The organism is Streptomyces atroolivaceus, from assembly GCF_000717025.1.
GTDB classification, from domain to species: Bacteria; Actinomycetota; Actinomycetes; order Streptomycetales; family Streptomycetaceae; genus Streptomyces; species Streptomyces atroolivaceus.
Genome location: NZ_JNXG01000025.1, coordinates 23,883 through 44,500, shown reverse-complemented (window position 1 = coordinate 44,500; position 20,618 = coordinate 23,883). Strand labels below are relative to the sequence as shown.

At 67.5% G+C, this 20,618-nt stretch carries 16 protein-coding genes; 14 read left to right on the top strand and 2 right to left on the bottom strand.

Features of this window, described 5'->3' with window-relative positions; genetic code table 11:
* The first annotated feature begins 304 nt into the window (after positions 1–304).
* The 12 genes from OO67_RS33700 (at position 305) to OO67_RS33640 (ending at position 13,060) form a co-directional block, all read left to right on the top strand.
* The gene (locus OO67_RS33700; RefSeq protein ID WP_078598462.1) at positions 305–1,117 is read left to right on the top strand and encodes a TnsA-like heteromeric transposase endonuclease subunit; all 813 of its coding nucleotides are present in this window, start codon (positions 305–307) and stop codon (positions 1,115–1,117) included.
* Positions 1,114–3,264: a helix-turn-helix domain-containing protein gene (locus tag OO67_RS33695; RefSeq protein WP_033305633.1), complete on the top strand. Its 2,151-nt coding sequence runs from the start codon at positions 1,114–1,116 to the stop codon at positions 3,262–3,264. Before OO67_RS33700 ends, OO67_RS33695 begins: the two co-directional genes overlap by 4 nt.
* Positions 3,265–3,428: 164 nt before the next feature.
* On the top strand, positions 3,429–4,286 hold the full coding sequence (locus OO67_RS33690; RefSeq protein ID WP_244300429.1) for a TniB family NTP-binding protein: 858 nt from the start codon (positions 3,429–3,431) through the stop codon (positions 4,284–4,286).
* A 195-nt stretch (positions 4,287–4,481) separates the two neighbouring features.
* Positions 4,482–5,597, top strand: a complete 1,116-nt coding sequence (locus OO67_RS33685; protein ID WP_157841764.1) for a TniQ family protein — start codon at positions 4,482–4,484, stop codon at positions 5,595–5,597.
* Between the two features lie 405 nt (positions 5,598–6,002).
* Positions 6,003–6,266: a hypothetical protein gene (locus tag OO67_RS33680; RefSeq protein ID WP_033305630.1), complete on the top strand. Its 264-nt coding sequence runs from the start codon at positions 6,003–6,005 to the stop codon at positions 6,264–6,266.
* 168 nt (positions 6,267–6,434) lie between these two features.
* Positions 6,435–7,634, top strand: coding sequence for an endonuclease domain-containing protein (locus tag OO67_RS33675; protein WP_051710149.1), 1,200 nt, complete (start codon positions 6,435–6,437; stop codon positions 7,632–7,634).
* A gap of 276 nt (positions 7,635–7,910) precedes the next feature.
* A complete protein-coding gene (locus OO67_RS33670) occupies positions 7,911–8,306 on the top strand; it encodes a hypothetical protein (RefSeq protein ID WP_033305629.1) in 396 nt (131 codons plus the stop codon).
* A gap of 10 nt (positions 8,307–8,316) precedes the next feature.
* On the top strand, positions 8,317–8,556 hold the full coding sequence (locus OO67_RS38810; protein ID WP_157841763.1) for a hypothetical protein: 240 nt from the start codon (positions 8,317–8,319) through the stop codon (positions 8,554–8,556).
* A gap of 585 nt (positions 8,557–9,141) precedes the next feature.
* On the top strand, positions 9,142–10,317 hold the full coding sequence (locus OO67_RS38805; RefSeq protein WP_033305627.1) for a hypothetical protein: 1,176 nt from the start codon (positions 9,142–9,144) through the stop codon (positions 10,315–10,317).
* A gap of 96 nt (positions 10,318–10,413) precedes the next feature.
* A complete protein-coding gene (locus OO67_RS33650) occupies positions 10,414–10,875 on the top strand; it encodes a hypothetical protein (RefSeq protein WP_033305626.1) in 462 nt (153 codons plus the stop codon).
* Positions 10,876–10,933: 58 nt separating this feature from the next.
* A complete protein-coding gene (locus tag OO67_RS33645) occupies positions 10,934–12,019 on the top strand; it encodes a hypothetical protein (protein WP_157841762.1) in 1,086 nt (361 codons plus the stop codon).
* A 114-nt stretch (positions 12,020–12,133) separates the two neighbouring features.
* Positions 12,134–13,060, top strand: coding sequence for a Tn3 family transposase (locus OO67_RS33640; RefSeq protein WP_208861125.1), 927 nt, complete (start codon positions 12,134–12,136; stop codon positions 13,058–13,060).
* Between the two features lie 71 nt (positions 13,061–13,131).
* On the opposite strand, the gene OO67_RS33635 is transcribed toward OO67_RS33640, so the two are convergent.
* A complete protein-coding gene (locus tag OO67_RS33635; protein WP_033305624.1) occupies positions 13,132–14,469 on the bottom strand; it encodes an MFS transporter in 1,338 nt (445 codons plus the stop codon).
* Positions 14,466–15,131 carry an ArsR/SmtB family transcription factor gene (locus OO67_RS33630; protein ID WP_033305623.1) on the bottom strand — a complete coding sequence of 222 codons (666 nt, stop codon included), beginning with the start codon at positions 15,129–15,131 and terminating at the stop codon, positions 14,466–14,468. The genes OO67_RS33635 and OO67_RS33630 overlap by 4 nt, the downstream gene beginning before the upstream one ends.
* A 350-nt stretch (positions 15,132–15,481) precedes the next feature.
* Between OO67_RS33630 and OO67_RS33625 the strand changes: the two genes are divergently transcribed.
* Positions 15,482–16,051, top strand: a complete 570-nt coding sequence (locus OO67_RS33625; protein ID WP_244300431.1) for a recombinase family protein — start codon at positions 15,482–15,484, stop codon at positions 16,049–16,051.
* A gap of 661 nt (positions 16,052–16,712) precedes the next feature.
* The gene (locus OO67_RS33620; RefSeq protein ID WP_033305622.1) at positions 16,713–20,480 is read left to right on the top strand and encodes an AAA family ATPase; all 3,768 of its coding nucleotides are present in this window, start codon (positions 16,713–16,715) and stop codon (positions 20,478–20,480) included.
* Positions 20,481–20,618 lie beyond the last annotated feature (138 nt).

The following is a 20,618-nucleotide window of genomic DNA, read 5'->3' as shown; positions in this document are numbered from 1 at the left end:
TCCACGCTGCTCCGCTCGCTAAGACGCGACTGCTTCTTGAACTGCCGCTCCGCGTCACGGGACCCCCCGTGACGCTTCATCGGCGTCAGTGCCGCGTACCCACGTTCCGGCGATGTCTGCCCTCGGCGCACGTCACGCGACGGCAGTGTTTACCTCCTGTCGGCTACGAGGCTCTCTCGTGGCCCCAGGCTGCCTCCGCTGCGCCGCTCGGGCAATCAACGGCGTACGTGTGCGCACCGGTGTGCCCTCTGTTCCGGTGGCTGTCAGCGGCTCCGTTCCCTCTTCCTGGAAGATGCTGCCCTGTATGCAAAATATCATCACAATCAATGAAAAATCACAGCCAGATGACCGGTCTGCGAGTGGTCGCGTGCTTCGGTGCGTGGACCCGGATCTCGTCGAAGCGCACTTCATCGGTGAGGCTGGTGAGTCCGTGCAGATGCCGTGGTTGCAGGCTGCGAGCGAGATGCGCTTGGAGGGCTGCGCCCCAGTGTGGGAGTTCCCGATCCTCAAGGGCCGCCGGGTGGGTCCAGGTTGGTGGTGGACGGCAACGAACGGCGGCATGGTGCGCTACGGATTCGGGTCGATGCGCACGCAGTTGATGATGCTGGACTTCGATCCGCAGGTGGTTGCTGTGGCATGCCGTCCGGTGGAGCTGCGGTGGCGGGGCAGAGGCGGAAGGACCATTGGGCACGCGCCTCATCTGATGGCGCGGCTAGCAGACGGCAGCGGACTGCTGATCGACTGTGCAGGTCGGCTGGGGGCAGGGCGGCGGCTGGTGCAGCGGGCGGCGCATGTCGATGCCGCTGCGACGGCCGCGGGCTGGCACTACCGGCTAGTCGGGCGGCCGCCGCAGGTGGTCGAGGCGAATGTCCGCTGGCTCGCCGGGTACCGTCACCCGCGGTGCGCACAGGGTCTGATGCTGGGCGTCTCTCGGTCGTTCCGCACTGCCACGGCTCTGCTGGACGGCGTAGCTGCGATGGGTGATCCAATCGCTGTGTGGCCTGCGGTGTTCCATGGCTTGTGGCGGGGGCTGTTGACCGCTCCTCTGGACACTCCGCTGCATGCGGGAACCCTGGCTGTCGCTTCCGCCCCCTCTCTGGCCGGGGTAGCGCAGTGAGCCGGCCGGTCTGGAAGATCGGGGATCCGGTGCGCGGTGACGGCCGGGAGTGGTCCGTGGCGGGGGTGGAAGCCCATGGTGCTGAGGGGCCGCGGATCTGGTTGGTTGAACGGGGCCGTTCGGGTGGGCTGGCGGTGTTCGGTCTGTCTGCGCTGAGTGATCTCGGTTTCGAGTTGCTGAAGGGACCTCCGCGGTTGCGTGTGCCGCAGATGGGGCTGTTGTCGACGGTCTCCGAGGACCAGCGAGTCCGTGCTTTCGCTCTTGAGCAGCACGTCCGTGAGGTCGAGACGGGCTTTCCCACGCCTGCCCTGGGCAGGGTGGGGCCGGTCAAGCCCCAGTACGACCCTGCGCTCACGACACTGGCGCAGCGGGAGCAGGCCAAAGCGGATGAGCTGGCTGAGCAGGGCTGGACCGCTGTGAGCCGGGCGACGGTCCGCAGGTGGCGCAAGCGCTACCACGAGGGGGGTGTGTGGGGCCTCGTTTCGAAGCGGGGTGGCTCGTCGCGGTTGAAACGGGCCGATTCCCGGGTGGTCGAGGCGTTGCGGGCCTTGCTGGTTCAGGAGGCCCTGCGTTCCCGGTCGCGTGGGTGGAAGAAGCGGATGCGCCGTGAGGCGCAGTGGTGGTTGGACATCGAGTACGGGGCCGGCGTGGTGGAAGTCCCGCCGCAGTCCACGTTCAACAGCCTTCTCACCTGTGTGGAAGCGGTGCTCGGGCTGGAGGGCACCGTCGGCCAGCGGCGGGCCAGGGCTTCTCGGCCTGCGCCTCCGTTCACGCCGACGGTGGTGTTGCGTCCGGGTGAGTTGGTGATGCTCGACAGCACACCTCTGGATGTGCTGATCGTCCTCGATGACGGTGTGGTGGGGCGGCCGGAGTTGACCATTGCGCTGGATGTGGCGACTCGCAGTGTGTGGGCGATTGTGCGTGCGTCGGGCAGCAAGCTGACCGACGTGGCTGTGCTCCTGGCGCAGATGATGACCCCCATGATGATGCGTCCTGAATGGCCGGATTCGTTGTCGATGGCCGCGTCGGTGATCCCCCATCAGCGTCTGCTGGGTATGGACGAGCGGCTGAGGGATGCTGCGGCACGCCCGGTGATCGTGCCCGAAACGATCGTGGTCGACCACGGCAAGGTGTTCGTCTCGCCCTCGACACGGGCCGCGTGCGAGAGCCTGGGGATTTCCCTGCAGCCCGTTCCGCCGGCCAATGGACCGGCCAAAGGTCATGTGGAGCGGCAGTTCGGCTCCGTGAACTCCCAGTTCTGCCAGTACTTGGCAGGCCACACGGGGGCAAGTGTGTCTGAACGCGGCTCGAAGGTCGAGCGGGAACCGCTGCGGACCATGCGTGAACTACAGGGCCTTCTGGATGAGTTCTTGGTCCACTGGCATCATCGGCCCCATTCGGGTCTGCGCCATCCCCTGATGCCGAAGAAGGCCCTCACACCGAACGAGATGTGGGCGTCGCTTCTGCCTGTGGCGGGCTATGTGCCGGTCCCCCTCGGTTCGGACGACTACGTCGAACTGCTGCCGGTGAGATGGCAGGCCATCACCGACGCGGGCATCCGGTTTGACTACCGCACCTACGACCACGCGTGCCTGCACCAGGAGCACGCCAAGGACCCCGGGGTGCGGTCAAAGGACGGGTTGTGGGAGGTGCACTACAACCCTTATGACCCGGTACGGGTCTGGGTGCGGCTGGCAGAGGGCTTCGTCGAGGTGCCGTGGATTCACGCAACGTCGGTGAGTCTTCCCTTCACCCACCACGTCTGGGAGCACGTCTGCAAAGTCACCGAGCGGACAGGCTCACGCACCGAGCACGAGGCTCAGCTCGCTTTGGAGTTGGATGACTTCCTCAAAAGGGCAGCAGGAAAGGCGAAGCTGACCCGCACAGAGCGGCGGGTCGTGGCCCGGTCACGTGCCTCAGGTGCGGAACTTGTCCCGGTTCCTTCGGGCGGACTCGACGTCCTGGGCGTTCCGACGCTGTCGTTTGGTCTGGCGGGCGTGTACGCGGCGCCGGAAATCGACGACGAGACCATCCCGGACGAGGACGACGGCTTCCTGGACGGGGTCTGTCAGCTGCCTGCTGAATCGGCCGATGGCTCTTCCATTCTCGACGACACCACCCCGGAGGGTGATCTATGGCTGCCGTAACGCTGTGTCCCAGTGGCGACTTCTTCGACGAGGAGCCTTCCCCCAGCCCGATGAGCGGGGCCGGTCTGTGGCAGGAGTATGTTGCGCGTCCTCGTGTGCCCGCACCTCCGGTAGGCAACTCTCTCTGGAGCCGCAAGAGGCTGCTGGAGTACCACTCCGAGTTCGTGACGCTGAAGACCCGCAGCTTGGACGGGGCTTTGCGTCAGCTGCAGTTGACGCTGCTCGTCAACAACCGGCACCGGGGCACGGCCAGGCGCGGGCTGATCGTGTCCGGGCCGCCTGGGGCGGGAAAGTCCACGACGCTCATGGAGTTGGGCCGCGCCTTCGAGCGCAGCGAGAGGGCCCGGAAGCCTGGGCACGCCGGCTGCCTTCCGGTGGTGTTCGCGGCGATCCCGCCCACCTGCACTCCCAAGGGGCTGGTCAAGGAGTTCGCGCGTTTTCTGGGCATCCCCGTGCACGACCGGATGACGGAGACGGTCATCACCGATGCGGTCTGCGATGTCATGGTGGCGCGGCGGACCCGGCTGGTGTTTCTCGATGACGTGCATCTGCTCAACACACGGACGCGTCCTGGCGCCGACAGCTCCGATCAGGTCAAGGCACTCGCTGAGCGTGTACCGGCCACTTTCGTCCTGGCGGGCGTGAATGTGGAGACGTCCGCGCTGCTCACCGGTCCCCGCGGCGCGCAGCTCGCTGCCCGCTTCAAACTGCTGCGCACTCCCCCTCTGCTCAACGGCACCCCCGAGCAGAAGACTCAGTGGCGCATCTTGCTGGGGGACATGGAGTCGGCACTGCGGCTGGTGAACCACCGGCCTCACACGCTGGTGCGTCACGCCGACTACATCCATCTGCGAACCGGGGGTGTGATGGCCAGCCTGTTCGCCTTCATCCGGGAAGCGGCGATCTGCTCCATCGTGGAGGAGAGCCATGCCATCACCAAAAAGCTGCTCTCGCAGGTCGTTCTGGACACGCAGGCCGTGAACGCTGCACGCGCCCGGCGTCGCCCCGACAGATCTGCTTGAAGCACTGCTGTCGGAAAGTCCGGCCGGACAGGGGGCACGCCTCCCACCCGCAGGTCTTTCCCCACCCGGTGGGGCCGGGCTTCTGTACTGCACTTGCCTCGTTCGCCTGGCTCCGGCCCGGGGCCGCCGTTTCCTTTTCCGTTGCTTAGGACTGCGTCTGTGGAAGATCTTGTTGCCGTGCACGCTCTTGTGCGCGTGCCTCCTGTGAGTCAGGAGCTGACCGGCTCCTGGGTCGGCCGGCTTGCGCAGGCCTACGGCCTGCCGGTGCAGGATCTGCTGCGGGGCGCTTGCAGTGGTCCCCGCCCCGTCAAGGTCACCGGAGCATTTGGGACCGCCCCGGAGGTGTTCCTCAACGAACCCGCCCGGGCGGCCCTTGGCCGCCTCACCCGCACGCCACCAGCCCGGTTGCACGAGCTGCTTCCTTCCTTCGGGCCCACACATGAGCGGCTCACCGATGACATCGGCCCGCAGGCAGGCTGGTTCTCCCCTCGCAGCGCGTGGGTCACGGCCTGCTTGCCGTGCACCAGGCGTTCCTGGTCGCCGCGGCAGCCGGTGCTGGTCTACCCGGGAGCGGCTGGTCACGTCTGTCGGAGGCACCGGCGCTGGCTGCTTGCCGACGCGCGCACCTCGGTGTCCGCTCCGTTGCAGGCGCTGCCCGAGGTCCTGGCGGCTCACCGGCACCACACTTCTCTCCTGCGTGCCCGCCCGCAAGCCGCTGAGGTCGTGGCGCTGGCTTCGGCGGTGGTGTGGTCGTGGCAGGTTCAGGGATGGCACGGGGACCCGATCTGGCGGCGGCGGGCGGTCACTCTGGCCTCGTTCACCGGGTGCTCGGCCGCGAGTGCAGCGGCGCATGCGCTGGTGCCCTATCCGGAGACGATCGCCGTCGCCCGTGTGCTCGGTGACCGGCATTGGCACCAGCGTGTTCGCGCGGCCGCGGCCGGACAAGGATTCCGTGCCGCCCACAGCCTTCTCCTGGAGGAGTTCGGCCGCCGGACGGGCAGACCGTGGCTCTCGGACTGGATGATCGCCCGCACCCGCACCCGCACCCGCACCCAGCGTGGCAGCGCAGCGGAGCACGACCCTCTGCTGTGGTGGCTCGAACGGCTCCTCGCGTCCGGGGACGCTCCTGAGGAGGAGCTGTGGCGGATGCCTGCTTTGTTGTCCCGCCCTAGCCAGTTCGGCGACCGGGTTGCTCTGGGTGGCGGCTCCCCCGTCCGCCCGGTCATCGACGACGCCAGGGCCGCTTTCCTGACCGGAGGCTGGGAGCCCACGGTCGTTACGGGCCCGGGTGAGGTGGCTTCGTGCCGGTGACACGCACACGCCGGGTCGGCGTCTCGCCCCGGTCCTGCCCTCACGAAGGCGCTGGTATCCGGTCGCGGGCCCCGCCCGCCCATGTCTTCCGCAACTGCCTCGCCCGGCCCGAGGCCAACCCTGCGCTGTCACGCCCTGCGGCCCAGCTGATACCGCCCATCACCTACCCCCGGTCGCGCAGCGGCCCTTGAGGAGCACCGAATCATGTGGATGTCACCGGACAGAGCACGCCATAGGCTTGCCGAGATCACACAGAGTGCCGCAGTGCCCGCCTACTTGGACGCCGTCTAGAGGGCGTCCAAGCCATCGGAGTGCATCAGGGACGGGTTGTCCATGGTGTCAGTGAGCGCGCGGAACCACGTCATGCAAGCCTGTTGCCGCTGAGGGTACTCGTTCCAATTGTCGGTGAAGTTGGAATTACTGCTCGGGGAAATCAGCCGCCGGGCCGGCAGGCTGTGGCTCGCGGACTGGCTGATCGCCTACACCTGCACCAGACCCAGGACGGCCGCACAAACCGATCCCCTCGATCGGTGGCTGCACCAGCTCACCGCTGCGGACCGCCTCAAAAGCAACGGCTTGTGGACGGTGCGCCGGGCGGCCGTACGGCCCACCGAGTACAGCGACTGGATCGGCTTCCTCACCGACCGCTGTCTCCGCAGCGTCTCCTGACCGGTGGCCGGGAACCGGTGCCCTCGCCGCGGCCCGGGCCGGCGCCGTGCCCGTGACATCTGCCGGCCCAGTCCCTGGCTCCCTCACCAGCCACTCCGCCCCGGCCATATCTCGTCGGCGTCCGCAGGCCGCCACACACCCCCTCGCACACGAAGGAGAGACATACCCATGGCATCGATCAGTCCGGAGTACGCCAACCAGTTACTGGCGGAACTCACCGAGGGCTGCCCCGTCCCCGCGGCGCCCGCCGCGCTGTCCCGCTACACCTTCCAGATCAGCAACCACGTCCTCATCGGAGACACCGCCGTGCGCGGCTACAAGTACAAGGGCCGGTGGCGGCTGGACGATCGGGACATCCGCGCGGCCGGCGACCGGCTCGCCTCGCTGCCTTTCGATCCCGATGACCTGGTCGACGCCCGTCTCTCGTCCGCCGAGCACAACCAAACGTGGCGCTCACAGATCCACCGCTGGTTCGACCACATCTCCTACCAGGACCAGGGCGCGAACGGCTGCCGCTGCGAAGGACAGCAGCCGTGCAGCGGCACCCGGCCCAACCGCTACGGGCTGGGGTGCGGAGCGACCCTTGAGCAGGTCAAGGAACGCTACGGCCGTTCACCCATCGCTTGTACCAGCCCGCTACCGCTGCTGTCGTGGTCCGGCACCACCTGGATGGTCCCCCGCGCCTACGCTGCCCTCCTCGACCGCGCGGACCAGATCGCCGCCGAGTGCGTCGAACAGGCCACCCGATGCAGCCGCTGCAACGCCACCGGTGACGTCTGGACGTGGCGCACGTCCAGCAACAGCGGCTACACCACCCTGTGCCCCGCGTGCGCCGCCTCGGTCGCCCGCCCTTACAAGGACCACCTGCGCGGTCGGCTGTATGCGTCGCTGCTGAAGAACTCGCAGCCGGAGGCGTTCTTGTGCCGGTTGTGCCCCAGTCCTCGGCAGGCCATGTACTGGGACCACTGCCACGCGCACGGATTCGTGCGAGGGCCTGTGTGTGCCAGCTGCAACACCTACGAAGGTGGCGGCTACAGGTTCATCCACCGGCCGGGTGCGGTCCGCCACCTCCTACTGTGCGACGGCTGCCGCCGCGACAGGGCCGTGCCTCCGCGCCACCAGCCCGACATCGTGCTGCATACGTTCGTGCCCGACCCTCACGGCCCGTGTGCGAAGCAGTCGCACTCCGCGTGGGGTGCGACTCAGGAAGACGGATCGATCCGTTTCCGTGTGCGCTGCTGGCAGCGCACATCTGCCCTCGAGTGGGAACAGGTCGTGCCAGCCGCACAGGTCAGGCAGCTGGTACGGGAGTTCGTCGACAAGGCCCTGGAGACGGATGCCGACGGCCCCGGCCAGGAATCCGCCTGAGGTCCCGTCGCCTCACCGCTTCTGTTTCTGAACCTTTTCCCCGAGACCGCCCATGGGCCGGGCGCCCGGCAGAGCGCAGCGCAGACGCGGCCTTCTGCCGGGCATACAGGCCAGCCGTACAGGTCTGGCGGCAACTCGTGTAGGAAGAACTGCTGTTAGGCGATTTCCCGGACCACGACGTCCACATGCTCGGCGGACCCGTCACGGGCCGAGGCCGGCCGTCGTTCATTTCTGGCTCTGGCGACTCTGCTCTCGCAGGAGGACCCTGGCCTGCCGGTGCTGTTGAGCTCCGGAGAGGACCAGCCGGACTTCCCGACGACGGATTTGATCTCCGGGTGGCGCACCTTGCTGGACTATGGCTCGGTGGCCGGCGACAGCGCGCGGGCGGTCGGTCTGTGGATGGACGCAGCGGTGGAGTATCCGGATCAGCGGCCGGTCGTGTTCAAGGTGCTGCGCGGCGTGGTGGACACCGCGGGGCGGGCTGGCGGCAGTCATCCCCGCCACCGGCTGCGTGACCTTCTGTACCTGTGGCAGCCCGTCCCCGCTGTCGATGCCGATCTAGAGCGGGTTCGGCTGCGTCACGAACTGGTCGACCTCCTGGATCACGACCGCAGCCGATCAGTGGCCCTGTACCGGCCCGTGCGCGTGGACCGTGGTGGACCGACGCCATGAGCTGGCTCAGATGGGGGCTTCGCGACCAGCAGCCGGAGCGGTTCGAGGACCAGGTGACCAGCTCGCAGTCGGCGCTGCCCTGGGCGGCACGGTCGCCGATGTGCTGGAGGCCGAGCCTCTGGCCGCCGCAGACGGCGGCGAGCGGGAGACCGGCCACCAGGCGGTCGGGGCCGAGGACACGGCGGACCGTCCCGCGCGGCCGATGCCGCGCCAGAGCGGCCGTTCACACCGGTCGCTGCCGCCGAACTGACGCCGTGGCGCGACGCAAAGCGGGTCCCGTCGGGCAGTGTCGGGTCTGTCTGAGCTGGGGCGGGAAGCCCCAGTACGCCGACTGCATCGGATGCGCTTCCTGGCGCAACCGGCTCCACCCGGATACGGGTCCGTGCCGTCGGTGCGGGTATGAGAGTTATCTCAACACCGACGGTCTGTGTCGGCTGTGTCTGCAGGTCATCCGGACCTTCGATCCCGGCTGGATCGCCGATCCCGTCGGCGAACGGCCGTGCCAGCTTGCCTTGATCCTGCTTGGCGTCCCTCTGCCTAGGTCACAGCCGATCGACCGCCCGGTCAAGGGACGGCCGCGTGATGCACGCCGCCCGCGGTCCTGGCTGGACCGCCAGCGCATCGCGGCGGCCGAGCCGAGCGATGACCCGCGCGTGTGTCCGCCGGCCGTACGCGGTCAGCTCCTGCTGTTCCGCCCGCGCCGGCACCTGGCGCAGGAGCATGTCCGGCGCATCCGCGACCGGCACCTCGCCGACTACGACCGACTCCAGTCGCTCGCTAACGCCAAGGCCACCGAGCAGGGGTCAGCAAGGCATGGTGGCGGGCCGCCTGCTGGATGCTCCGGCTGGCCCTGGCCGTCCGGGACACCGACGGCGAGGACCTGGTCGCCGAGGAGATCCTCGACGACCTGCCTCGCAGCCAGAGTGCCGCCGCCGACGTCCTGCGTGAGGCCGGCCTCCTCCGTCCGCGCCAGCGTCGCCGCCCAGTCATCCCGCCCAAACCGTGCCGCAGTTGCCGCCACTGCGACTGCTGGGGCTTCCGCTCCGTCTGCTCTGGCCGCAACAGCTGGAGCACCTGGCCAGGTCGACATCCGGTCGGCGACTGCCGCCGCTGGGGACGCCGAGGCGTCCCGCTGTCGGACGGAATCTGCCGGGCCTGCTGCCTGCACATCGACCACCACGGCCCCGAAACCCGAGAACAGACGTGGACGCAGCTGTGGTTCGGCGGCGACCTGGCGCCGCGGCTTGCGATCCGGCCCGGGACGCTCGCCTACCCCGCGCCCGCGAACAAGGTCCGACACCGGACGGCCCTCGCACGCACGCCTGCACCGCCGGTCTCCCCGCACATGATCAACCCGGCACAGACCACGCTGTTCGATGCCCGGCGCGACTGGACCTGCATCACGGTCGGAGAGCTGGACCGCCTGCCCTCCTTCACTCCTGCCGCCCAGTCCCTGCTCGACGACTTCCGGCAGCACGCGAGGCAGCAGGGATGGGACGAACAGGTACAGCGACTCGCCGCCCGCAGCCTGCGCATCCTCCTCGCCCGGCTCGGCGCCGAAGCCCCCATCCACGAAGCCGACATCCGGTCCCTGCCCGCCGACCGGCCCGGCACCAGCGCACGGAGGATCCAGCAGTTCCTCACCCGCCGCGGCATGGTCATCCTCGCCCCCGCCCGGCAGGTCGACATCCATCAGCGAGCCGTCGACCAGCGCATCCAGACGTTCCCCGGACAGATCGCGGACGAGCTCCGCCGCTGGGTCCTGGTCGTGCGCGGCGAAGGACGGAGGGAACACCCGGCGATGCCGTTCGAGACGATCCGCAAGTACCTCGGCTACTTCTACCCGGTCCTGACCGACTGGGCCGCCCGCGTCACCAGCCTGCGCGAAATCACCAAAGACGACATCCAGGACGCCCTTGCCCAACGGCCCGGATCGACCGGCCGGGACCTCCGCAGCGCACTACGGAGTCTCTTCCAGGGCTCTCAAGCAGGAACGACTCATCTTCCGTGATCCCACCCGCACCGTCTCGCTGTCGACCGTCGAGCGCCTGCCCGTCCCATCCCCACCGACCGGCTCCGCGGTCTGATCGACCGCGCTGCCACTCCGATGGCGAAGCTCGTCGTCGCGATCGCCGCCGTCCACGGCCTCGGCCGGCGCGAGACCCGCCACCTCCTCCTCACCGACCTCGACCTCGACCACGGGCGCCTGACAGTCCGACGGGACCTCAAGCACACCGTCTACCTCGACGAAGTCACTCACGCCCTTGCCACAGACTGGCTCAGCGACCGCTACCGGCGCTGGCCGCTGACGACCAACCCCCACCTGCTGGTCAGCCAGCAGAGTGTGGCCGACGACCGGCTGCCGCCCGTCTCCACCATGGTCATGAACGACATCTTCCGGCCGCTCGGCCTGAGCCTGTCCAAGCTCCGCCAGGACCGCATCCTCGACGAAGCCCGCCAGACCGAAGACCCGGTCCACCTCATGCGCGTCTTCGGCATCGCCGCCGAGATCGCGATGAAGTACATCTACCCCGCCCACCCCGAACGCCGGTCCACCCTCTGGCGATAGCCGAGGGCACTCCGGCTACCACCGACATCCCCATCCATTCGGTCACTACAATCCGCTTATGGGTGATCGCGATGTGCTGATCTGGCCGGAGACCTTGCAGCGGCCGCGGGCCACGGCAAAGATCGTCTTCCTTGACCTGAACCACTGGATTGGGCTGGCACAGGCCCACACAGGACATGAGCAGGGCGTAAAGCATCAGGCCGCGCTGAAGGCGTGCCGCGACGCCCGACAACGTGGCACGGCCACCTTCGTTCTCACCGACTCCAATCGGTTCGAACTGCAGAAGAAGGACACCTACACCAAGCGGGCTGATGTTGCGGCCGTCATGGAAGAACTCACCGGGTTTTCCACCCTGCCATCGCGGTTCACCGTCCTGAAGCTGGAGTTCGACGCCGCGGTGACCAGCCTTTATGGACCGCCTCCGCACCCGTTCCCAACGGTCGACTTGGTCGGCCCGGGAGTCGGCTGGGCCATCGGTCAGCACATTGAGCTCACTCCCTTCGGCCCTGATGGTCCGAACCGCGAAGAGCTGCTTCAGCGGATCGGCCATGAGAATGAAGAGAAGTTCGACGCCCTGCTGGAGGGGGCGCGGGTGTCATTCGAGCGGCTCGCATTGGAGGGCCTCACACCTGAGCTATCAGCGAGCCTGGAGGCGAAGGGGTGGGACCGGAAACTCGCGGAGAAGATCGCAGAGGAGCAAGCCCAGAGCGAGCGCGATCTCATGGACTCGCTCGATCTCTTGCCGTCGCTGCGGCGGCGGATTGAGGTCCTGGTCCCGGTCCGCGAATTCATCCACGGCATGACCTTCTTCGATGAACAGATGCGCGACCGGGGGATGGACATCGACGCGCTCGCCAATGATCCGGTCGTATGTCTACAGGTGATCCGCTCCATGCCCAGCATGAACGCGACAGTCGACCTCAAGGTGCTCAACCACCAGATGAAGCGCCCCTGGACGTCGAACGACATCTTCGACATCAACACGCTGGCAGTCGCCATGCCCTACGCGGACGTGGTAGTGGCCGACAAACACTATGCCGACCTGCTGCGGAACCGCACACGTCTGGACCGACGCCTCGGTACAACCGTCTTCGCGAAGCTCACAGAACTCACCGCCTATCTGACCGCGCTGCCTGCGTCGTAAGCCGCCCGGGCCTTGACCTGCGACGCGGCCGGACGGCCAGCTCCAAGATGACGCCCCGAACCCACCCGTCAGTTCTGCCATGATGGTCAGAAGCGAGGTGGGTTCAGCTCTGATCTGCTCACAGAATCCGCGAACCCGCGCGCTTCCGGCCGTGGGGTGCTCATCTACTGGCACGTGGAGAAGAAGTCCCTGGCCATCCACTCCCAGCTGATCAACTGCACGGCCTCCGAGGTCGCCGCGATGATCGAGGGCGCCATGCGGCACGGCACCACCATGGACGTCGAGGCCAACTACACGGACTCGCATGGCCAGTCGGAATCCGGGTTCGGCATCACGAGGCTGCTGAACTTCGACCTGCTGCCGAGGATCAAGCGGATCAACAAGGTGAAGCTGTACCGGCCGGTGGCCGGCGAGCCGGACGCCTACCCGCAGCTGACCCGGGCGCTGACCCGCCCGATCCGCTGGGAACTGATCGCCCAGCAGTACGACCAGATGATCAAGTACGCCACCGCGATCCGTACCCGCACCGCGTCGACCGAGGCGATCCTGCGGCGCTTCACCCGCAACGCCTCCCACCCCACCTACGCGGCGATGCTGGAGGTCGGCCGCGCGCAGAAGACCATCTTCGTGGCCCGCTACCTGCGGCTTCGGGACCTTCAGCGGGAGGTCGAGGAGGGCCTGAACGTGATGGAGTCCTCCAACGGCGCGAACTCCGTGATCGCCTACGGGAAGGGCGGGGAGATCGCCTCGAACCGGCGCGACGAGCAGGAGATGTTCGTGCTGTGCCTGCGGATTCTGCAATCCGCGCTGGTGTACGTGAACACCCCGATGCTTCAGGACATCCTCAGCGAACCGGAGTGGGCCGAGCTTCTCACGCCTGCCGATCGGCGCGGCCTGACCCCGCTGTTCTGGTCGCACGTGCGTCCGTACGGGGAGGTCAACCTCGACATGGACACTCGCCTCGACCTTGCTGCGGTCAAACTTCCGGGCCCGCGAGTTCCGACGGGCGCCCCGGACCAGCAGTCATCTGAGCGCGCGTGAAGCGTGGGCGAGGTCGGAAGGAGCGATGGGAGGGAGAAGAAAACCAGATGGTCCGCCTCCTCCCGTAACGGTTATATGGCTGCATTCGCACTGTCTTGTGAGGCGTCTTCCTTGGAATGCGGCTTCAGGACGCCTCGCCGCCGCGTTCGGTCAATCTCGCGCCACTCCGGCCGCAGTCCAGCCAGATGGGTGGTGAGGAAGTACACGGCGCCGCAGGTGAGCAGCACCGGCACGAGTCCGACAGCGGTCACCGCCGCCCCGGCGATCAGCCCGCCGAGAGGGATACCTGCCCAGGCCAGCGAGTCACCGAGCGCGTTGACCCGGCCCAGCATCCGGCGTGGCACCCGCTCGACGAGGACGGCCCCCAGCACTGGGTTGACGAAGCCGGCGCCGAACCCGCTGACCGCGAAAACGGCGAGTACCACCCCCAGCGGGGCATCGAAGGCGAGGATCAGGAACCTCGGTGCCCCGGCCAGCAGGAACCCGGTGAGAACCACCATCCGCCGCCTCAGCCGGTGCGCAACCATCGCTGCGATCAGGCTCCCGCCGACTCCCGCGGCCCCCATCACGCTGCCCATCAGGCCGATCGCGGCTGGCCCGTAGCCGGACTCCCTGGCCCAGACGGGTACGAGCACCGAGGTGATCGCCGCGTCCAGCAGGTTGGTGATGCCGACCATGACGATGACGGTGAGCAGCAGCGGCTCGCCGCGCAGGAAGGTGAAGCCCTCGCCGAACCGCCGCCAGTAGCCCGGTTCCGTCTTCCCGGCCGCCGAGGGGGCTTCCTCGGCCGTGTGCCCCATGCCGCGCGGCAGCGCGAGTTTGATGATCACCGATCCGAGGGCGAAGCAGCCCGCGTTGACGGCGAGTGCGGTCAGGGGGCCGAGCAGCGCCACCAGGGATCCACCGATCGCCAGGCCGACGGTAGAGGCGAGCCGCTCGATCACGCCGGACAGACCGGTGGCGCGCTCCAGCGGTACTCGGCCGCGCTCAGCCGCCTCCGGGACCATCACCTCCTTGGCCAGGTCGCCGGGGCCTCGGGCCGCGCCGATCAGTGCAACCAGAACCAGAAGAAGGGGAAAGGAGAGCAGGTCCAGGGCGTGGAGCAGGGGCACCGCAGCGGCGGCGGTCGCGCTGGCCAGATCGGTGGTCCAGGAAACGGCTCGGGGGCCGATCCGGTCCACCAGCGGTCCGGTGAACGCCTTGACCACCACGTAGGGAGTCATCTCGCAGAAGGCCACGAGTCCGGTCTGGGTGGCGCTGCCGGTCGTGACGAGGACGAACCAGGGCAGTGCCACAACGGAGATGCGCGTGCCGGTCAGCGACACGGCCATGGCCGCCAGCACCCCGCCCAGCGGCCGTAAGGACCTCTTGCTGGGTATGCCGAGGGCCTCCGAGGCGTCGTCGGTCATGACGTCGGGTTTCCTTCCTTGTCCTGAGGGCCGGAAGGCGGCGACGACGCGGCAGGCGCGTCCAGTTCGGGCAGGATCTGCGTGATCACGGCGACCCGTTCGGCTCCCTCGGGGGCACTTGCCGCCGTCTCCGGCGCGTCCCGCCGGTAGCGCGCGACGACTTCCGCCAGCTCCCGGTACAGGGCGGCGGCTTCCTCGGGTGTGAGCCGCAAGGCCCAGTCGCTCATGTCAAAGGTGTTCCGCCATGCGCGGGGCATCGTCTGAAGCTCGTTCAGGGTCTGCTGCGTGCGCAGGGTGTAGATGGCGGCGACGGACTGCTGGTAGGCCAGCGCGGCCTCGGGCTCTCGCTCGGCCAGCTCCGGATCGTTGAACCAGGTCGTCCGGTGCACCGAACGCCACCAGCGCTCTCGCGCGTTGCCGCGTTCGGTGTCCTCCTCGACGAAACCGGCCGCGCCGAGCTGCCGGAGGTGGTAGCTGGCCGTACCGGAATTCACACCCAGCCGCTCCGCGAGGCGGGTGGCCGTCGACGGGCCGTACTTCCGCAGTAGCCCGACCAACTGCACGCGCACCGGATGCGCCAGGGCACGCAGCCCCTTGGCATCCAGGACAACCGAGTCCTCATCAACGTTCAGGCCGTCCGGCCTCTCCACTGCATCAGCCATGCGCACACCGTAGACCGCAAAGAGTCCTTCGCAAAGAGGTGTTCGCGAAGAAGTCTTTGCGGTTCAACCACCTGCAAGGTGGCACTGCTCATCTATCGACCGATTGATGAGCAAGATCAATGAGCGGCGGCGCCCAGCCGGATCGGCGCCGGATCATGCCCATAAAACGGTGTCAGAAAGTCGATGTGCTCGAGAACTTGAGGAGCACCGTTTTCTGTACGATCTGGCGGGTGCAACCACTCCAAGACGACGACACCGCCGATCTCCTCGCGCCCGTTCCGGCCGTACGGACCGGCAGCCTCGTGGGATACGCACGCGTGTCCACCAAGGGGCAGTTGCTCGACAGGTAGATCCACGCACTCAACACAGCGGGCTGCATCCGGATCTTCTCCGACAAGAAGTCCGGCAAGAATGCCGAACGCGAGGAACTGTGGAAGGCCCTCGCCTACCTGCGCGAGGGCGACACCCTCGTCGTCCCGTCGCTGGACCGGCTCGGCCGTTCCATCCAGGACCTCATCGCGATCGTGTCCGGCCTGCGCAAGCGTGGCGTCGGCTTCACCTCGCTGCACGAGGCGCTCGACACGACCACGCCCGGCGGGCGCCTGGTCTTCCACGTGTTCGCGGCGCTGGCGGAGTTCATCCGCGAACTCATCGTGCAGGGCACCAACGAAGGCCTGGACGCCGCTCGTGCCCGCGGCGCCCGGCTCGGCCGCCCGCCGGCGATGACGGAGGAGCAGGTACGTCACGCCCGCGACCTGCTCGCCCGGCCGGGGAACACCGTCACCTCGATCGCGAAGCTCCTCGGCGTCTCCAGGAACACGATCTACAACTACGTGCCCGAGCTGAAGGGCGGTCGCCTCGCACTCGCTGAAGCGACGAGCACACCGGAACTGCCCCAACCCACCAGGTCCGAGGACTGATCAGCGCCGTTTGCGGCTGGTGACAGCATTCCTACCGGCACCCCGACTTCGGAGAACCGGATCTGGCTGCCCAGGTCCCTGCTCCGGCGACACCGCCCTCGCAGAACGCCGACTCTTGAGACATACGGAGACAGAGCTTGTGAAGCTAACCGTCTTACGAGCCGTGCTGGCAACGCGGACCAGCTGGCAGGCCTGGCGCCTCGCCCGGACCAGCGACGGCACCGTGTCGTTCGATGCCGCTTGGCGCTCAGTCCGGGCCCCAGCTCCATCCGGACGAGGCCGGGTACCGAGCGGCCGGACACAACAGCCCTCGCTCTTCAGCGGAGGACTCCGCGGACAAGCCGACCACCGCGGCATAAGGGAGCGGGCAAGGGTGTGCGCCCTTCCCCGGTCCCGCAGACACAGCGTGATAAGGCGGATCTTCTGTCCTCGGAGGCAGAGGCGCTCGTTCCGAGCGCCCGAGCGGGCAGTACAGGTCACGTTCTCGATCCATCGAGTGCCCCTTTTCGGATCGCCATACGTCAGTTCGTGCGCGTCTGCTTCGGGCACACAGTCAGGCGTGAACGTATGCCGCCTCTCGCTCCTGTGCGGTGACTTGTCTGTGCTGATGTCTAGGCTGAGCATCCTCACAGATGAACGCGCGTTATCGGGGAGACGAGCGATGGTTTATGTACAGCACCTGTCGGTGCGGATCCCATGGCACGACACGGGGTGGACCGGGACCGTCTGCGCCGACCCAGGGGCCAATCACGCATGCGTGATGTTGGGCAACATCGCCAAGGATCGTGATGTGCGGCAGGAAGCCGCTCACGCGGGTGCGCCGTGGAGCAAGCTCGGTCAGGTGCTGCCGCCGTGCGTTGTTGAACGCGGCGGGTTCATGAGCAGCTCGGATCACACGGTTCGAAGAACGCATCCTTATGGTTGGTTCCTCAGGGGCCTGCGGCCAGCGCAGCTTGCGGTTCCGGCGTTCTCAGTCCACGCCATCCCCTACTTCTGGATGAATCGGAGCAACGCTGAGGAAGTAGTTCTCCAGGAACGGCCGGTCTCCGGGTACAGCCCCGAGGCCGAGGACCGGATCGCGGCGATGCTCGACGGCAGGCTGCCGTGGGTGATGCATGGCGACAACCAGCAAGCGATCATGAAGACGTTCTTCCGTAACGTCGTGCCGGAGCAGTCGCTGGTCTTCTTCTATCTCAAGCACTCCCCTTTCGAGAACCAGCCGCGGCGCATGCTGGTGGGGGCCGCTTGCGTCTCGGGACAGGAACCGCCACCGCCGTGGCCCGGGTCGGCCGATAGCACCTTCCCCAGTCACATGTGGGAGACCACGCTGCGGCATAGTCTGCGGCCCAATGGCGCGGGCGGCATTCTTCTTCCGATGCAGGCGCTGGCGGTGGCCGCGGCCCGTGGCACGGACGTGACGTCGGCGCTGGCCCGGGCCCCCGAGGTCGGCCGGAACTTTTCCTACACCACCGAGCATGTCTCATCCGACAGTGCGGTGGCCTCCCTCATGGAGCTGCGCCGTGCCGCGCAAGCAGCCACGGCCCTGGGCGACCCTGCGATCGGGATCCCGGAGGCGTCGCTGCAGTGGTTGGACGACCAACTGCACCGGGCGTGGAAGCGCCGGGGCCCTTGCCCCGGCCTCCCGGCCGTCCTGGCCCGGCTCGGCTTCCGCCACCCCACCTTCGCCGCGCACGAGATCATCTCTGCTGCGGGAGAGAGAGCCGACCCCTGGCCAGTGCTGGAAAACATTCTCGAGGGCGAGACCGCTTCCGCCGAGCTCTCTGCGCTCGCCACCCAGACGCGCCGCCGGATCTGGGCCGGGACGGGCCCGCAGGAGCGGCAGGCCTTGCGCGTATTGAGCCGGTTCGATCTGACGCCCGAGGCGGTTTCGCGTGTGCTGAGCGGCGCTACAAGTGTCCCTGTCGGACACGATGAGCTGCTGGCCAACCCCTACGATCTGGTGACCTGCACCGTCGACGACGGTGAGCCGATCGCCTTCGAGACCGTGGATCGTGGGTGCTTCCCCGATCTTCAGCTCACCGAGCATCACCCCCTGCCGCTGACGCAGCCCTTCGACGACGCCAATGACCGGCGCCGTATCGATGCGGCGATGACGACCGTGCTGCTTCGTGCCCAGGAAGAGGGACACACTCTTCTCCCCGTCGAGCAGATGACAGAGCGGCTGGATCAACTGACCGTCGCCGTTCCGCTGGCCACCGATGAGACGATCCTCAGGCCTCTGGGGCTGGCCCCCGAAGCCCTGCTTGACTCCGACAGCCACGATGAACCCGAGGTATGGAGCCAGCTGCGGCGCGTGGACCTTGCCAGCGGCGAGGCCGCCTACAAGCTTGCTTCCGCTGCCTTGCGCCGTGATTTCATCCGGGAGCGTCTCAACCAGCTACGGGACGGCAAGCCTCACCGCGTCCCAGCGGACCTGGCCAAAACCCTAGACGCGGCTCTTTCAGGACTGGCCGCTGCGGCGGACTCGGACAGCGAGACCCGGGCCCGCGCGGAGAAGGCCGCGGCGTTCAGGGAGATGTTTCACCGGCGCGTGACCATCGTCAACGGGCCGGCCGGTACGGGGAAAACGACGCTGATCCAGGCTTTGGCCAAGCGTTCCGAAGTCACACGCCGAGGGCTGCTCCTGCTCGCCCCCACGGGCAAGGCGCGGGTGCAACTGGAACAGAAGGTCGGCTACCAGGCCTTCACGCTCGCTCAGTTCCTGCGTCACTCCCATCGATACGACGACGTGTACGGCCGCTACCTCACTCTCCCGGACGGGGGCCGCATTTCTGCGGGCACTGTGGTCGTCGACGAGGCATCCATGCTCACCGAGGACATGCTCGCCGCACTCCTCGACGCTGTGGAGATCACCGAACGGCTCATCCTGGTCGGTGATCCGCGACAGCTGCCCCCGATCGGCGCCGGGCGGCCATTCGTCGATCTCGAACGCCGTCGGCGCCCCGACAACAGCAACTGGCCCAGAGTGGCGCCGGGCTGGGCCGAACTGACCGTGCTGCACCGGCAGCAAGGCCATACGCGGGATGACCTCGCCCTCGCCCACTGGTACAGCGGAGACAAACGCTCAGAGGACGCCGAGGAGGTGTGGGAAAAGATGCGCGCCCAGGTCCCTATGTCAACCCTGAAGGCCGTTCACTGGAGAGGTCGCCCTGCTGCCCGTGTCCTGGACGACGTCCTTCGGGAAGAGTTCAACGTCACGGACGAACTGTCTTTCGCCCACTCCTACGGAGCCGCCACCAGGACAGATTCCAAGGGCAACGAGTACCCGAACTACACTCAGGCGCCTGGCTCCTGCGACCGCTGGCAGGCACTGTCCCCCACCCGTAGCCAGACGCATGGCACCGTCGAACTCAATCGATATCTCAAGCAGACCTACCGGCGTAGGGCCCTTGCCAACGCTCAGCTCTTCAAGTCCCGGCGACGCGTCCCCCAGCCCCTGGGCCCCGAGCAGATCGTCGTGGGCGACAAAGTCGTCAACACCCGCAACCAGTACTTGCGTTCCTTCCGGCCGTCCACCGGGAAACCCGAGGACAGAAGTTACGTCGCCAATGGTGAACTGGGTGTGGTCACAGGTCAGCTGAAGTCTCAGAAGATGACCGGCGCCCCGTGGAAAACCCAGGTGGAGTTCTCCTCCCAGCCCGATCGGCGTTTCACTGCCCAGCAGGGTCTGGACGACGACCCGGGCCTCGAGCTCGCCTGGGCGTTGACCGTGCACAAGAGCCAGGGCAGCGAGTTCGGCACCGTCGTCCTCATGCTTCCCGCCCACGTGTCGGGCATCTCCCGTGAACTGCTCTACACCGCTCTGACCCGCCAGACCCGGAAGGTGATCATCTGCCACGAAGGGCCCTTGGAAGACTTGTGTGAGCTGGCCCAGCCCACCGCATCCGACACCGCACGTCGGCTGACCGACCTCACCAGGCCGCCTGAGCCCGTTGTAGTGCACGACCGCCAGGGACGCCGCATCGGCTGCTTCGATGCCAACCTGATCCACATCACCCACTTCGGTCTCCCGGTGAGCAGCAAAAACGAAGTCATCATCGCCGACCTGTTGCACCGCCTGGCGCGCGGACGATTCGAGTACGAGCAGCCGCTGACCGGCAGGGACGGAAAGACGAAGTTCCCCGACTTCACCATCACGACCGACGATCCCGATAAGCCCATCTACTGGGAGCACCTCGGCATGCTCGACAACCCCCGGTACCGAGAGACCTGGGAGAGGAAGAAGGCCTGGTACGCCGCGCAAGGCATCCTGCCCGGCGACGCAGGCGGCCCCAACGGACTCCTGCTGATCACGGACGATCGCAACGGAGTGAAGGAGCAGGAGTGGGAAGCCACGTTCCGGAAGGCCCTCGGCTCCACCGCGAGCATCAGGCCTCGATCCATCGGCCGAAGGCGCGGATCGCCGTGACCGCTGAGGCCGCGAGAGCCTGCGGAGACTGCGCGACCCACTGCACCGAGGGTCCGGGGGCGGCATCGTCGCCAGCCCCTGCCGGCCGCCAACACTCCGGCCGCAAGGGCTGGCGCTGTGCCAGACACAGGGTCCAGC